A 15,616-nucleotide genomic window follows, 5' to 3' on the forward strand; every position below is an offset into this window, starting at 1 on the left:
TTTTTGATCTATTATTTTACAAGCTTGATGCCATAAATTTCAGCCAGCTGATCCAGCATCAGGTTAGCTGCTTTGATGCCGCCGGCCGTATTCCAGATCGCGTCGTCTACCCGGTAGGCATGGCCTGCTTTCACCGCGCTGAGACCTTTCCAGATCGGATCGTTCGTCCACTCCTGCTCTTGAGCGGAGCCCTTGCCGTCACCCGTATCGTAAGTGAAGTAGAAGATTCGGTCCGCATCCGTTTCCGGCAAACGTTCCTTCGTGATTTCGTCGGCAAACGTTTCCTTCGAATTCAGCGTCATCTCGTTGCGTGCCAGACCAATCTGCGCCGCGATGACACCGGAGAAGGTGTCAGTGTGATAGACACGCGTTTTTCCGCCCATAAAGCGGACAAACGATACGGTTTCCTTCAATTTGTCTCCGGCTTGCGCTTTGAAATCCTCAATGCGGGCGTCAAAGTCTGCAAGCAGCTTGTTGCCCTCTTCGGTTTTGCCAAGCGCTTCCGCATACAGCTTGAAGTTATCCTTCCAGGCGCCGCGAAGCGTTTCGGCCTCCACCGTTGGCGCGATAGCTTTCAGCTGTTCGTAGATTTCCTCATGTCTCATTTTGTTCGCAATAATGAGATCCGGCTGAAGTCCGGCGATAAGCTCCAGATTCGGCTGGCCTTCTTCGCCTACTACCTCCACGCCTTCCATGTCCGCCGCGATATGGTCGTACCACGGGTTGCCCGTGAAGGATTTGACAGCGCCAACCGGCTTCACGCCAAGCGCCAATACGGCTTCCGTACCTTCATTCGTCAGAACAACAACCCGCTTCGGCGTGCCTTTAATCTCGGTTTCTCCCATGGCGTGCTTCACGATGCGGGTCTCGTTCGAAGCTGCCTGCTCCGAATTCCCTGCTTGATTATTGGTTGTTTCTGTTCCTGCATTATTATTCGAATTCGATCCGCAGCCTGCTGCCAGAACAGCGATAATCATTGTGCAAAGCGTCAGCCAAATTATTTTCTTTCCGTTGAAACGGTTCTTCATGCGAATAAGTGCCTCCCGATGATAATATTTCTCACTTGGACAATATAAAAGAAAACGACCTCATAGTCAATATAATTTTGATAACGATTCTCATATTCATTGACAGGCTATAACTCGTCCATTAAAATTCACTAGGTACATATTCATATTTATAATAAGTTGTCATCCGAGAAAAAGGAGTCCGCGCACAGCTATGAGACTAACAGGATTCATTATATCCCTTCTGCTCCTTGGAGCAGCGATTATAGGCAGCATTGCATTCGGCGTAACGGATATCCCGCTTGCGACTGTCTTTGATGCCGTTTTTCATTATCAGCCTTCCAATCAAGAGCATCTGATCATTCAGACGGCAAGAGTTCCGCGGGCTCTAGTCGCAGCCGCTGCCGGTGCCAGCCTGGCTGTTGCAGGCGCCTTGATGCAGGTCATTACCCGCAACCCGATCGCTTCCCCAAGCGTATTTGGCGTCAATTCCGGCGCTTCCTTTATGGTGGTTGTAGCATCCGGCTGGCTGGGCGTTAACGGCATGCAGCCCCTTACTCTCCTTGCCCTGCTCGGCGCGGCAATCAGCGGCGCTATCGTGTTTGTGCTTGGCAGCATCGGACGGGACGGTATGACACCTGTCAAAATCACGCTAGCCGGCGCTTCGATCGCCGCTTTCTTCGCGTCGCTCACCCAAGGCTTTATGCTCTCCAGCGGAAAAATGTTCGACCAGGTGCTTGTCTGGCTCGTCGGCTCGGTTGCCGGCCGCGACATGCACATGCTCCTCAGCGTGCTTCCTTACATGGCGGTCGGCCTTGTCATTGGCATGGCGCTTTCGCGTCACTTAAACGTCCTCGGGATGGGCGACGACATTGCCCAGACATTGGGCCAACGAACGGCGGTTGTCAAATGGCTGGCTTCCGCTGCGGTTGTTCTGCTGGCCGGCGCGTCTGTTGCCGTTGCCGGCCCGATCGCCTTTGTGGGCATCATCATTCCGCATATCGTCCGGTACTTCGTTGGCGCGGATTATCGCTGGGTTATCCCTTATTGCGCCGTTCTTGGCGGCGTATTGCTGGTGGCAGCCGACATCGGCTCCCGCTACATCGCCATGCCCCGAGAGGTGCCGGTTGGCGTTATGACCGCCGTAATCGGAGTGCCTTTCTTTGTCTATATCGCCAGGAAAGGAAGACAGACATCATGAGCAAATACAAGACGGTCCGGCTGAGCAGCCCCAAGCTATCCTATCTTCTCGAACGCAGAGCCTTATGGACGACGCTTATTCTGTTCCTGCTATGCGCTGCCGGCGCTATTGTCAGTACCGGAATCGGCAGCCAGTTCATCTCGCCGCTTGACGTGGTGAAATCGATCATCGGCAAAGGCAGCGCCATGCATGATGTTATCGTATTAAAGCTCCGGCTGCCGCGCATCGTAATCGCGATGCTGGTTGGAGCCGCATTGGCTTCTGCAGGCGCCGTGCTGCAGGGACTGATCCGCAATCCTCTGGCCTCGCCCGATGTCACCGGAATTACGGAAGGCGCATCGCTCGGCACGGTTCTGTTTCTCTTTTTCCTTGGCGGCCGTGTCTCCGTCCATTGGATGCCTATAGCCGCAATACTCGGCGCTTACGCGGTTACGTTTATTCTGTATATCCTGTCCTGGAAAAACGGCGCTTCGCCGCTCCGGATGGTTCTCATCGGAACCGGGTTATCGGCTGCGTTCAAGTCCGTCTCTTACATGTTTATCATTTCGAGTCCCTATTTCCTGGCGAACCGCGCAATGACCTTTATGACAGGCAGCATCTACGGCTCGTCCTGGGTGAAGGATGTTTATACGCTGCTTCCTTGGCTCATTGTCCTGCTCCCCGCGACGTGGCTGATGGCCCGCCATATGAATGTTCAGGCGCTTGGCGACGAGGTTGCCGGCAGTGCCGGCGCTCACGTGCAGAAGCACCGGTTCATCCTGCTGCTCCTAAGCGTATCGCTGGCCGGTGCCGCGGTTGCGATTGGCGGCGCAATTGCCTTTATTGGTTTGATAGCCCCGCATATGGCGCGGAGGCTTGTTGGCTCGTCCTTTGGCGGCTTGCTGCCGGTCAGCGCATTGATTGGCGCCTTGCTATTGCTTGTATCCGATTTGGCGGCCCGGACCGTATTCGCTCCGCTTGATATACCGGCCGGCGTCTTCACCGCAGCTATCGGCGCACCGTTCTTCTTATTTATGCTGTATCGCCACCGCAACCAATAACTGAGCTGGAGGAAGTCAACCATGAGCATGCTTGAAGCGAAAGGAATCTCCCTTTCTTACGGCGGAGCATCGATCTTCGAACAATTAAATCTATCCATCCCCGACGGTAAAATAACCGTTCTAATCGGAAGTAACGGCTGCGGCAAATCAACGCTTCTGCGGGCTTTGTCCAAGCTGCTTAAGCCAACGAAGGGCGAGGTGATGCTTAACGGCAAGGATCTGTCGTCCATGCCGGCCAAGACTGCCGCGAAGCAGCTTTCCCTGCTTCCGCAAGGGCCCGTCGCTCCCGAAGGATTAACCGTGCTGCAGCTGGTGAAGCAGGGGCGTTATCCTTACCAGACCTGGCTGCAGCAATGGTCGAAGCAGGATGAGGAAGCCGTTCAATCCGCCATGCGCGCTACCGGTATCGAAGAGCTTGCAGAGCGTTCCGTCTCCTCCCTCTCGGGTGGGCAGCGGCAGCGGGCTTGGATCGCCATGACATTGGCGCAGCAGACGGGGATTATCCTTCTGGATGAGCCGACCACCTACCTGGACCTGACGCATCAGATTGAGGTGCTTGACCTGCTCCAGGAAATGAACGAGCGGGATGGCCGGACCATCGTGATGGTTCTGCATGACATTAACTTGGCCTGCCGGTATGCCGATCATATCGCGGCCGTGAAGAACGGTGCCATCTACGCGCAAGGATCACCTTCCGAAATCGTTGACGCTTCGATGATCGAGGACGTGTTCCATCTGAAATGCGATGTCATTTCCGATCCGCTGTATGATACGCCGATGATTGTGCCCCACGGGCGGAAGAAAGCGAAGTAAAACCGGGAAGTGAATGGTTCCGACCTTTACACCGGCGCCATTCATTTTTAAAACTATAGAGAGAAGAAAAGGACCTCTGGGGGGTCTTTTTTGCTTTCAAAAAAATAAGGGTTGATGTAGGTATGAATTTGATTAATAATGAAGATTAGACGATTTTTACAAATACAAAATATGTATATTTATGCATACAATCTATTCTGAAAAGGATTATTACCAATGAATTCTCGAAGGCAACTCCTTTTTTTAGTTACCTCCTTTACTATATTGAGCCTTTTAACTTGCTCCAAACTCGTTCTGACTTACTACTCCACGGGGAACGCAACGCAAACGACCCTAGCGAAGCAGTATATGACCATTGCGCAGGATATGGCGGACGGACTGGATAAATCCGCGTATGAACGTTTTCTTCAAACCAAGCAGCCCGATTCCGCAATTATTCAATATCTTGAAGAATACCGTTCGCGGATCCATGCTTTGTACGTTTATACCCTGCTGTTGGACGATACGGATGTGGCCAAGGTGATGTTGTCGGCGGTTCCAACCGAGTCTGCGCTGCTGCCGATCGGCTCTCCTTGCACCGTGCCGCCCAAACAGGTCAATCAGGCGAAAGACGGATTGGAATACTATACCGGCATCATTAAGGATGAGACGCATGGCGTCTATCTGTCCATTGGCGTGCCTATTGTCAGCGAGTCCGGCAAGCTGCTGGGCGTGATGGCCATCGATATTGATGCCAGCCAGCTGGAATCCATCAGCCAAGAGGTCATTAACAGCAACAAGGTTGTCTTCACCATTGACATTCTTTTTGCCGTAATTCTGCTGCTCGCCTTCTTTGTTCTGAGAAAATGGCATAAGACGCGGCTCAAGCAGGATCTTTACGAATCCGAGCAAATATATATTTCCGAAATGGGAAAAGTCATCAACTCCATCAAATCCAGCCGTCATGACCGGATGAACCATCTGCAGGTGCTTCACGGCTTGCTGACCCTGAAGAAGTACGACAGGGCAACGGAATATTTGAAGGAGCTGGCAGCCGACTCCAAAGCCCTTGATCTCTCGATGAAAATCAATAACCCCGTTATTTTGATCTTGTTCCAGAGCAAATGGGAGCTGGCGCAATCCAAAGGCATTGAGATGCAGTTCGAAACCGATACCGATGAATTCAGCAAAATCGAATCGATGGATCTGGTTAAAATATTTTCGAACCTGCTAGACAATGCCATTGAAGCTGCCGAGGTTTACGAAGGCAAGCTGCCGCGGCGAATACTCGTTACCTCCCGCTCCAAAAGCGCCAAAACGGTCTATACGGTAGAAAATCCGGCGATATTGACGGCCAAGGATCAGAAGCACTTGTTCCACACCGACGGATACACAACCAAGACCAATCCAAACGCGATGCGGGGCAACGGGCTGTCGATTATTACGAAGACGGTTCATAAATACAACGGCGATATCCGCTTCCGTTACGAGAACGAAACGGTAAAAATTCAAATTACGCTATAAGCAAAGAAGAGGACCTTCCGTCGAAGGTCCTCTTTGCTCTTATTTTTTCCGCTGACGAAGCTCCTGGTTCTGGCGGATTTTCCCTTCCATTCCCTGCTCGGTCGCTTTGTAGATCGTTACGCCTTTTAAGTTATCCGGCAAATATTGCTGATTTACGTAATGGCCGGGGTAATCATGCGGATACTTGTAGCCCTCGTGGCCAAGCTGCTGGGCACCCTTGTAATGGGTATCCCGCAGATGAAGCGGCACCTCGGCTTGTCCCGCTCCCTCGATTACGGACATCGCTTTGCCGATAGCAACCGCTGCCGCGTTCGACTTCGGACTCTCGACGGCAAACAGGATGGCTTGCGCTATATTGTACTTCGCCTCCGGCCAGCCGATCTTATGGTACGCATCCATCGCGGTTACCGCCTGCACCATCGCCTGCGGATTGGCAAGACCGATATCCTCGCTGCAGGCCACGATAAGCCGGCGAAGAAAGGTCATCGGATCCATGCCAAGCTTCTCGACCGCGTACAGAAACCAGAACAAGGCCGCATCGCTCGAGCCCCGGATACTCTTATGGAACGCCGAGAGCACATCGTATTGCGTAGACGTATCCGCCCGGACGGTTGGCTTCCGGATCGATTCCTGCGCCACGTCCATCGTGATCCGGACCGAGCCGTCCGGCTCCGAAGGCGTTGTGACCGCTGCAAGCTCCAGCGCATTCAGCGCGCGACGGATATCGCCGCCCGCCATAGCCGCGATATGCCTCAGCGCTTCTTCCTCGGCATGCAGCGTCATAAAGCCAAGCCCGCGGTCCTTGTCCGTCAAAGCCCGCTTCATGGCCTCCAGCGCGTGCTTCTCATTAAGCGGCTCCAGCTGGAATAGCGTTGAGCGGGACAGGAGAGCCCCGTTTACATGATGAAACGGATTCTCCGTCGTTGCCCCGATAAATATAATGATCCCCTGCTCAACGGCCGGCAGCAGCGCGTCCTGCCTTGACGTGTTAAACCGGTGAACCTCGTCGAGGAACAGAATCGTTTTCTTTCCGTACATCAGCTTGTTTGTCTTCGCCGTGTCAATGACTTCCCTGACGTCCTTCACCGACGCGTCTACCGCGTTCAGCTTGACGAACTCCCCTGCCGTACGTTTCGAGATAATATTCGCGAGCGTGGTTTTGCCGCAGCCCGGAGGGCCGTACAGCAGAATCGACGATACCTGGTCGCCCTCAATCGCCCTGCGCAGCAGCTTGCCAGCTCCAATGATATGCTCTTGCCCGATATAGTCATCCAGCGTCTCCGGCCGCATCCGGTCGGCAAGCAGTCTTGCCCGCGGCGTCTCCGCCTCCTGATAGGAGAATAAGTCCATTATGAAGTCACAACCTTTGTACCTGCTTAAATACGATACTATGATGATAGCATACTCGCACATACGTTCGCTACCTTCCGGAAATGGGACTGTTGCCATATTTTTTTGTTAAAACCTAGTTAATTTGTAGGTATTACTATAATGTTTTACTACTAAATTTCCGATATCAGTTACAGGAATATATTTCCTTTGTCATACGCGCAAGGCGAATGGCAAGCATGAGAGGGAACTTAAAGAGATAAAAAACATTAGACAGAGAGAGAGGATAAGGAGAGTTGTGTTTTGTTCAAATCTGTGAAGAGCGAATGGGAATTAGCGGTGTTCAACAGTATTTGGGTCTCTGTGTGGGAGGAAAAAGGCTATGAGCTCGAGCACGCCGCTCAAGTCGTCGAACGGTACCTGGCCGTGGCCGAGGACGGACAATGCGTAGGAACGTCCGAAATCAAGCCTTACCTGCCCGGCCTTAACGAGATCGATACGGTCGCTCCTTTCCAACAGCATTTCAAAATCACCGAGGATCCCACCCGCGTAGCGGAAATCGATAAAATCGCAGTCTTGCAACATTATAGAGGACAACAGCCGATCTCGGATTTATTATCTTCCGCCGTATATTGCGCGGAGAAGTATAATTTCCGCTACTTTATATCGCTGCTGGAGCCCGTATTCTACCGCGCTCTACGAATTACCTTCCGTGTTCCAATCGAAAAGGTTGGCGGCAAAACGTACTACAAGGGGGATGACGTCATTCCCGTTATTTTCGACATGGAGTCCATTTACCGCAACAAAGAGGCCTACGAATGGCTGGTCTACCCGGCCGCCCCGCCTGCCCGATCCGCCAGCAGAGCCATGTAAGCATTATAAACCACTGTGTAAAGGTAGAGATCACGACTATGACCAAAGATCAGCTTATACTCGACAAACGGAACCGTTTGTTTGTAAAAATTTTATGGGGACTGCTTGCTCTAGGCCTTCTCGCCGATCTAGGCGCGGGCCTCGGGACGGAAATGATCGTTTTGCTGGCTGTCGTAGGGCTTATCAGCTGCGGCCTCGCAACCTTCATGACTTACAAGCGGATTATGATCCAATACATTATGTATGTCGTCCCGGTCATTCTAACCGCCTTGACGGTGCTGCTGATCGTATCCGATCCGCATCCGATTATAAGCACCTACTTCCTCGTTTACGTCAATATTGCCGTCATGACGCTTTACGCGGATTACAAGCCTATCATCTTCACCGGCGTTCTCGGCATGGGCGTCAGCACGTACATCTTCCTGGATCCCGATTTGCAGCAGCAGTTGTTCCCGAGTGATTCCTTGCTCTACCTGTTCTTATATCTGATCTTTGCGACCGTCGCGCTCTCCTTCTCCGCGAAATTCAGTCAACGGCTGCAGTCCGATGTCACAAACGAGCGGCGCGAGGCGCTCGAAGCGAAGGAGCTTACCGAAAAGGTCGTCGAGAAGCTCAAATCCATGATTCTCATTCTTGGCGAATTCAGCAGCGTTCAGAAAGACACGGTCGAATCGACCGGCCAGATCTCGCGAGAGGTCACCACTACCTTTGCGGAAATGTCCGCTTCCATCGAGAAGCAGACCAGCATGGTGCTTAACGTAAGCGATTCCGCCCACGCGATTGAATCGGCCGTCTCCCAGCTTCGCGAAGGCTCCTCGCAGCTGCAGCAGTACTCCTCGGATACGGCCTTGCTGACCGTGGAAGGCAATGAGCTGATCCAGACCTTAACAACGGACGTGAACAGCGTCAAGGCGATTATCGCCCAGACCGTATCCTTGATGGAGCAGTTAATTGAGCAGAACGAGCAGGTCAGCTCGATCGTTGGCTCGATCCGGGAAATTTCGGAGCAGACGAATCTTCTTTCCCTGAACGCAGCGATTGAAGCTGCCCGTGCCGGCGAGCATGGCCGAGGTTTCGCCGTTGTTGCCGGCGAGGTTCGCAAGCTTGCTGATAACGCGAATATTGCAGCGGGAGAAATTTCGAGCATTCTGAGCACGATCCATACGTCGGTCACAGCCGTCAGCGAACAGGTGCATCTCGGACAACAGGCTGTGGATACCAGCTACGAAGCTTCGCAGCAGGTGGAAACCATTATCAAGCGGATTAACAGCAATACCGAGCAGGTTAAGCGGCAATCCGATACCGTTGGCGAATCCTCCAAGCAGCTGTATGACCGGTACTCCTCTATCTCGGGCGAGATGACGGGTATGGCCGCCATAACCGAGCAGAACATGGCATCCGTTGAAGAGGTTTGCGCAAGCATGGAAACCCAGGATGTGAAGATCGGCCATCTCGTGGAAGGTTACGCGCAGCTGGATGTCTTGATCTCCGAACTTAAGCAATTGGTTGAGCCGACAACCAAATAACGTTGATGGCAACCCGCGAGCGGACTAGCGCTTGCGGGTTTTTCATTTTAGCAGCTCCGTCCATTCATTACTTCCCATAGTAAATCGACAAAAAAATACAAAGCTTGATATAATGATTCAACAACATAGCTGCGGGTGGGCGGAATATTGATATGAGTTTATTTAAGCTGGATTTCTTGAAGAGAAAGAAGAGACAAGAGGATATCCCGGTTCTTTCCGATTTGTTTAATATGTCCTTGTTTGATTTTCGGTCGGACATTTTCCTGCTGTTTGACCGTAACGGACGGCTGATGGAAGCAAACCAGGCCTTTACGAATACATTAGGTTACTCTTTGGAGGAGTTCAAGCAGCTGACCTACGGCTCGCTTTTACCGGACACTCAGCGGCAACGGGCAAAGGAGCACTTTCAAAAGCTGCTGCATGGCGAAATTCAAATCTTTGAAATCCGCGTTCTACATAAAACCGGCCAATTCATCGACTTAACCGTTACCGCTTTCCCTAGAAAGAGGAAGGATGCCGTCGATGGCTTCTACGCCATTGCGAAGGACCTGTCGGACATCAAATTAATGGAGCAGCGATACATATCCTTGCTAAAAAATATGCTCAGCGCTGCCTTTATCATCGATTTGCAGGGCAACATCCTTGACGTGAATGATGCGGCCGTTAAATTAACGGGCTACGACAAACAGGAGCATGTCCACTTTAGTCAATTCGTTAAGCCTGAATACCTTGAGCAAGCGATGGCTTATAATCAGAGGGCACTTGAGGGCGAGACTCTGTCTTTTCAAATATCCATTCTTCATAAAAACGGGCATAGCGTTGATGTCATCACGACCCTCTCCCCGATATTTATGCACGAGCAAATTACGGGCATTATCGGAATAAGCAACGATATCTCGGATGAAACAAGAAACAAGCAATTATTCCAAATCAACAAGCAACGCTACGAATCCCTGTTTGAACAGAACCCCGACGCGATCTCCTATTTTGATTTGAACGGAAACTTTATGGATTGCAACTCTTCCTTGGAACAAATATTAGGCTATTCCAGAGAAGAATTATTATATTCCAACTATAGTCGCTTGATTGCCGAACATGAACGGGATAAAGCCAGACATTATTTCAATCAGGCTCTGCAGGGCACTGTTCAGAGCTATGAACTAGTCTGTCTGCATAAGCAAGGTCATCCGGTCTACATGAAAATGACGAAGCTCCCCATCACGGTAGACAATCGGATTGTCGGAATTTATTCCATCGCCAAAGATGTCACGACGAAAAAACAAGCCGAAAACGCGCTTATCGAAGCTGAGTCCAAATACCGCAGCCTGGTGGAAAAATCGATTGTTGGCGTCTATATCATTCAAAAAAATATGATTCTGTACGCCAATCCTCATCTGATAGACATGCTTGGTTATCAAGAAGCGATTATCGGAATGAGCATTTGGGACATCGTTTATCCGGATGACCACCCGGTTGTAAAACAAAACATTCAATTCCTGTATAACGAATCGGATGCGATCCGTCATCCTCTCCGCGTATTAACAGCGGAAGGGAAATTGCTTGATGTCGAGATGTATTCCAACCGGATCACGTATCAAGGCGCCCCCGCCGTCATTGGTACGGTCCTTGACGTAACGGAGCGGAAAAGAGCCGAGGAATTGAATGCTTTTCTCGCCTATCACGATTCCTTGACCGAGCTGCCTAACCGGAGAAAGTTTGAAGAAATGCTGGAGAAAACCTTGGAGACCGCCAAAACTGCCCGCCGCCAATTCGCGGTCATGTATCTCGACATGGACCGGTTCAAATCCATTAACGATTCATTAGGACATGCCGTTGGGGACCAGCTGCTCATCGCCTTCGCCAAAAGGTTGCGGGAGCAGATCAGGGAAAACGACTTTGCAGCACGAATGGGCGGGGATGAATTCACCGTCATTCTCCCGCAAATCAAGGACAATAATAGCGCAATCGAGGTCGCCAAGCGGATTATCGAGGGAATTCGGGAGCCTTTTTATATCGAGGATTACGAGCTGTTCATTACAACAAGCGTTGGAATCAGCATCTATCCTAACGACGGGGACGATTCTTCAACCCTGATGAAAAACGCCGACTCCGCCCTTTATCGGGCTAAAGGCCTTGGGAAAAACGGCTATCAGATTTTCACCTCCTCGATGAACGTGCAGACCTATAAAATTTTTACGCTCGAAAAGGATCTTCGGAAGGCCATTTCGCGTAACGAGCTGGAAATGTATTATCAGCCCAAGGTGAATATCCATACGGGCGAAATTGTTGGCGCCGAAGCGTTAATCCGGTGGAACCACCCCGAATGGGGGCTTGTATCGCCAAATGAATTTATCCCGATATCGGAAGAAACCGGGTTAATCCTGTCGCTTGGCAACTGGGTGAAGAGGACGGTATGCCGGCAGAACAAGGAGTGGCAGCTAGACGGTCTGAAGCCTATTCCGATCTCGGTCAATGTAACGGCAAAACGGTTTTTGTCCAAAGATATCATGGATACCATTGGGCAAATTTTAGCCGAGACCGGGCTGGAACCCCGGTACCTCGAGATTGAGATTACGGAAACCTCCTTGCTAGAGAATGCGGAAACGGTTATGGATACCCTTGACGGGCTGAACAAGCTTGGGGTTACCATCTCGCTTGACGACTTTGGAACGGGTTATTCCTCCCTGTCTTATCTCAAACGGTTCAAGCATGCAATCGACATCCTGAAAATTGACCGCTCGTTTATTCATGACCTGCATCAAGGCAGCGACGACAACGCCATTATCAGCACGATTATTCAACTGGCACAGCATATGAACATGTCGGTTGTCGCTGAAGGCGTTGAGACCGAAGAGCAGCTTCATATTCTCAAGCTTCTGAACTGCGACCTCGTTCAAGGCTATTTGTTCAGCAGACCCGTGCAAGCAGAAGCGTTTGCCGAATTGCTAAAGCGGGGATTCCTGACTCCCCTTATCAAAGGGGCCGATGCTCCAATTGAAAACAGAAGGGCATATTTCCGGGTTCATCTTCCTCACCCAATCAGTGCTTTAATGACCGTCATCGAGATCAACGGAAGGAGCATTGAGCTTGGCAAAACGGAAATCGTCATCGAAAATATAGGGGCCGGAGGATTGCGATTCTTGTCTTCCATCCAGCTTGCCGTCCATCCGGGAATTCTGTTGGAGATTGAAGCCCATCTTCTCAACAAAATCTTTAAGCTATACGGCAAGGTTGTCTGGTTGAAGGAGCTGGAATCCGGCATTTATCGCTACGGCCTTGAATTCCAGATCGGCGACAACGATCGAACGCCGTTAACCCGCGTTCTCCATACGTTATCCATGCAGCTCCTAAAGAACCCGATTGTTCCCGGCTGCAGATTCATAAAAGAGGACGGCGTTCAATATTTGCGAGCCTTCATCGACCATCGCTCCCTCTAAGCCTAAAAAAGCACCGCAAGCGAATTCCGCTTGCGGTGCTTTCTGTCCCCTCCCCCGCAGGATCTTTTGGCGGCCTTTGCTTGTGCTTTGCCACCTCTGAATATTGTTCATGCAAAGCACAAGCAACAGCAACAGCAACAGCAACCGGAAGAGGATACTTTTCTGTAAATCCCACCCCAGCATCAACAAAAAAGAAAGGCTGCCCAAAAGGACAGCCTTCCTCTATACTTCTATGCCATGCTTCGCCAAAAGATCCTGCACCACTACGCTTACCATGATAAGACCGGCAACCGGAGGCACAAAGGCGTTGCTCGCGGGCGGCTGCTTCGCTTTGCGGATCTCCGGAGCGTTCTCCGGCACAATGCGCTGCGTCACGTCCTCGCGAGGCTTCTTGGGCAACTCGTCCGAGAAGACCACCTTCACGCCTTTCTTAATGCCGTCCTTGCGCAGCTTCGTGCGTACGACGCGCGCGATAGGATCCGTATGCGTCTTCGAGATATCCGCAACAGTGAATCTCGTCGGATCCATCTTGTTGGCGGCACCCATGCTGGAGATGATCGGAATTTTCCGCTCCAGGCATTCCTTGATCAGATGGACTTTATACGAGATGGTATCCGAAGCATCCACGACATAATCAAGCTCGTAAGCAAACAGCTGCTCATACGTCTCTTCCGTATAGAACATCCGCAGCGAGATGACGTCGCATTCCGGATTAATCAGCTTAATCCGGTCGCGCATCAAATCTGCCTTCGGCTGTCCTACCGTTGTTGTTAGCGCATGAATCTGGCGGTTCACGTTTGTAATATCAACAACATCCTTATCGATCAGGATGATCCGGCCCACGCCGGTCCGGGCGAGAGCCTCGGCCGCGATGGAGCCTACGCCGCCGATGCCAAGCACGGCGACGGTACTCCCTCTCATCACGTCGAGGCCTTCCGGGCCAATCGCAAGCTCGGTACGAGAAAATTGATGCAGCATAATTCGTTGCCGCCTCCTAAAAAGAATTGTCACCTAAACAGCCTTATGGCTGTTCGTGATGATTCTTACATCGAAAGCATAAGCTTAAGCTTGCTTGTTGCCCGCAGCAGCCGCTTCCGGCTTAGGCTTCAGAACCGTACGGATATGAAGCTGCTCAAGCTGCGACAGCTCGACCGGAGACGGTGCATCGCACAGGAGGTCGGTTGCGCTTGCCGTTTTCGGGAATGCGATGGTCTCGCGCAGGTTCGTGCGGCCTGCCAGCAGCATAACGAGACGGTCGAAGCCAAATGCGATACCGCCGTGCGGAGGCGTACCGTAGTCGAATGCGTCAAGCAGGAAGCCAAACTTCTCATGCGCTTCTTCCATGTTGAAACCAAGCGCGCGGAACATTTTCTCCTGAATATCGCGTTTGTAGATACGCATCGAACCGCCGCCCACTTCGTAGCCGTTCAGAACGATATCGTACGCTTGCGCGCGGATTTGTCCCGGATCCGTCTCGAACAGGTGAAGGTCTTCGTCTTTCGGACGCGTGAACGGATGGTGAACCGCCACGTAACGTTTTGCTTCTTCGTCCCATTCCAGCATAGGGAAGTCAACCACCCATACGAACTTGAACTTGGAGTCGTCGATCAGACCCAGCTCGCGGCCGACTTTCAGACGCAGGTTGCCAAGAACGTCGGCAACCACTTTTGCTTTGTCGGCGGAGAATGTCAGGAGGTCACCCTCTTCAACGTTCAGACGTTCAGTCAATGCCGCGATTTCTTCCGGCTTCAGGAATTTAACGATTGGACCTTTCCACTCGCCGTCTTTAATCGTGATCCATGCCAGGCCTTTACCGCCGTAACGGGCAGCGAACGGCTGCAGATCGTCAAGCTCTTTGCGGCTCCAATGACCGCAGCCTTTTGCGTTGAACGCCTTCACGACGCCGCCGCTTGCCGCTACGCTTGCGAATACCTTAACGTCGCTTGTCGCAACGATATCGGTAATGTCTTCGATTTCCATGCCGAAACGAAGGTCCGGCTTGTCGGAGCCGTATTTGTTCATGGCATCCGCATAAGTGATGCGTTGGATCGGAAGCTCAACCTCCACGCCAACCGTTTCGCGGAACAGTCGTGCAATCAGCTGCTCCATCATGCCGAGCAATTGATCTTGCGTAAGGAAGGAAGTCTCGATGTCGACTTGCGTGAATTCCGGTTGACGGTCTGCGCGAAGGTCTTCGTCGCGGAAGCAGCGAGCGATTTGGTAGTAACGCTCAATACCGCCGACCATCAGCAATTGCTTGAAGATTTGCGGCGATTGCGGCAATGCGAAGAATTCGCCTTCGTGAACGCGGCTTGGCACCAGGTAATCACGAGCGCCTTCCGGCGTGCTTTTCGTCAGAATTGGCGTTTCAACGTCGATAAAGCCTTCACCGTCAAGGAAGTCGCGGAATACTTTTGCCGCTTTCGAACGAAGCAAGAGCGTCTTGTGCATTTCCGGACGGCGCAGGTCGAGGTAACGGTATTTCAGGCGAAGCGATTCGTCTACTTCGACGCCGTCTTCGATTGGGAATGGAGGCGTCTTCGCAGCGTTGATGACTTCAATCTCCGTCACGCGGATCTCGATTTCGCCCGTTGCCAGGTTTTTGTTAACCGTCTCGGCGTCGCGTTCTACAACCGTACCTTTAACAGCCAGTACGTATTCGTTGCGGGCGCGGTCAGCGATTGCCAAAGCTTCGCCGGAGAAATCAGGGTTAAATACGGTTTGCACGATACCCGTGCGGTCGCGCAGGTCAATGAATAATACCCCGCCAAGGTCACGGCGGCGTTGTACCCAGCCGTTCAGTGTTACTTCTTCGCCAATGTTGGCTTTCGTTAAGGTGCCGCACTGATGAGTTTTCAGCATCATAATGGATGTAACTCCCCTTTAT

The 15,616-nt window shown here is 51.7% G+C and carries 11 protein-coding genes; 7 read left to right on the forward strand and 4 right to left on the reverse strand.

Annotated features, from left to right (window positions below):
* Positions 1-11: 11 nt before the first annotated feature.
* A complete protein-coding gene (locus tag FHT67_RS15870; protein ID WP_167199812.1) occupies positions 12-1,028 on the reverse strand; it encodes an ABC transporter substrate-binding protein in 1,017 nt (338 codons plus the stop codon).
* Positions 1,029-1,221: 193 nt separating this feature from the next.
* Between FHT67_RS15870 and FHT67_RS15875 the strand changes: the two genes are divergently transcribed.
* The 4 genes from FHT67_RS15875 to FHT67_RS15890 all read left to right on the forward strand — a co-directional run bounded on the left by FHT67_RS15875 (position 1,222) and on the right by FHT67_RS15890 (position 5,564).
* Positions 1,222-2,208, forward strand: coding sequence for a FecCD family ABC transporter permease (locus FHT67_RS15875; protein ID WP_167199815.1), 987 nt, complete (start codon positions 1,222-1,224; stop codon positions 2,206-2,208).
* Positions 2,205-3,248, forward strand: a complete 1,044-nt coding sequence (locus FHT67_RS15880; protein WP_167199818.1) for a FecCD family ABC transporter permease — start codon at positions 2,205-2,207, stop codon at positions 3,246-3,248. Before FHT67_RS15875 ends, FHT67_RS15880 begins: the two co-directional genes overlap by 4 nt.
* Before the next feature lie 21 nt (positions 3,249-3,269).
* On the forward strand, positions 3,270-4,061 hold the full coding sequence (locus tag FHT67_RS15885) for an ABC transporter ATP-binding protein (protein WP_132307218.1): 792 nt from the start codon (positions 3,270-3,272) through the stop codon (positions 4,059-4,061).
* A gap of 264 nt (positions 4,062-4,325) precedes the next feature.
* Positions 4,326-5,564: a GHKL domain-containing protein gene (locus FHT67_RS15890; RefSeq protein WP_243867253.1), complete on the forward strand. Its 1,239-nt coding sequence runs from the start codon at positions 4,326-4,328 to the stop codon at positions 5,562-5,564.
* Positions 5,565-5,603: 39 nt separating this feature from the next.
* Here the strand turns inward: FHT67_RS15890 and FHT67_RS15895 are convergent, their stop codons facing one another.
* Positions 5,604-6,914 carry a replication-associated recombination protein A gene (locus FHT67_RS15895; protein WP_132307220.1) on the reverse strand — a complete coding sequence of 437 codons (1,311 nt, stop codon included), beginning with the start codon at positions 6,912-6,914 and terminating at the stop codon, positions 5,604-5,606.
* 282 nt (positions 6,915-7,196) lie between these two features.
* Here FHT67_RS15895 and FHT67_RS15900 point away from each other — a divergent pair, with 282 nt between their 5' ends.
* The 3 genes from FHT67_RS15900 to FHT67_RS15910 all read left to right on the forward strand — a co-directional run bounded on the left by FHT67_RS15900 (position 7,197) and on the right by FHT67_RS15910 (position 12,729).
* On the forward strand, positions 7,197-7,766 hold the full coding sequence (locus tag FHT67_RS15900; protein ID WP_167199824.1) for a GNAT family N-acetyltransferase: 570 nt from the start codon (positions 7,197-7,199) through the stop codon (positions 7,764-7,766).
* Complete coding sequence (locus FHT67_RS15905) at positions 7,712-9,292, forward strand: methyl-accepting chemotaxis protein (RefSeq protein WP_243867255.1); 1,581 nt, start codon at positions 7,712-7,714, stop codon at positions 9,290-9,292. Before FHT67_RS15900 ends, FHT67_RS15905 begins: the two co-directional genes overlap by 55 nt.
* 152 nt (positions 9,293-9,444) lie before the next feature.
* On the forward strand, positions 9,445-12,729 hold the full coding sequence (locus tag FHT67_RS15910; protein ID WP_167199827.1) for a PAS domain S-box protein: 3,285 nt from the start codon (positions 9,445-9,447) through the stop codon (positions 12,727-12,729).
* A gap of 222 nt (positions 12,730-12,951) precedes the next feature.
* Here FHT67_RS15910 and FHT67_RS15915 read toward each other — a convergent pair whose 3' ends face one another.
* Positions 12,952-13,707, reverse strand: a complete 756-nt coding sequence (locus FHT67_RS15915; protein WP_127494508.1) for a tRNA threonylcarbamoyladenosine dehydratase — start codon at positions 13,705-13,707, stop codon at positions 12,952-12,954.
* 84 nt (positions 13,708-13,791) lie between these two features.
* Positions 13,792-15,594, reverse strand: a complete 1,803-nt coding sequence (gene aspS, locus FHT67_RS15920; protein ID WP_167199830.1) for an aspartate--tRNA ligase — start codon at positions 15,592-15,594, stop codon at positions 13,792-13,794.
* Positions 15,595-15,616 lie beyond the last annotated feature (22 nt).

Source organism: Paenibacillus sp. BK720, from assembly GCF_011761545.1.
In the GTDB taxonomy this organism is placed as follows: domain Bacteria; phylum Bacillota; class Bacilli; order Paenibacillales; family Paenibacillaceae; genus Pristimantibacillus.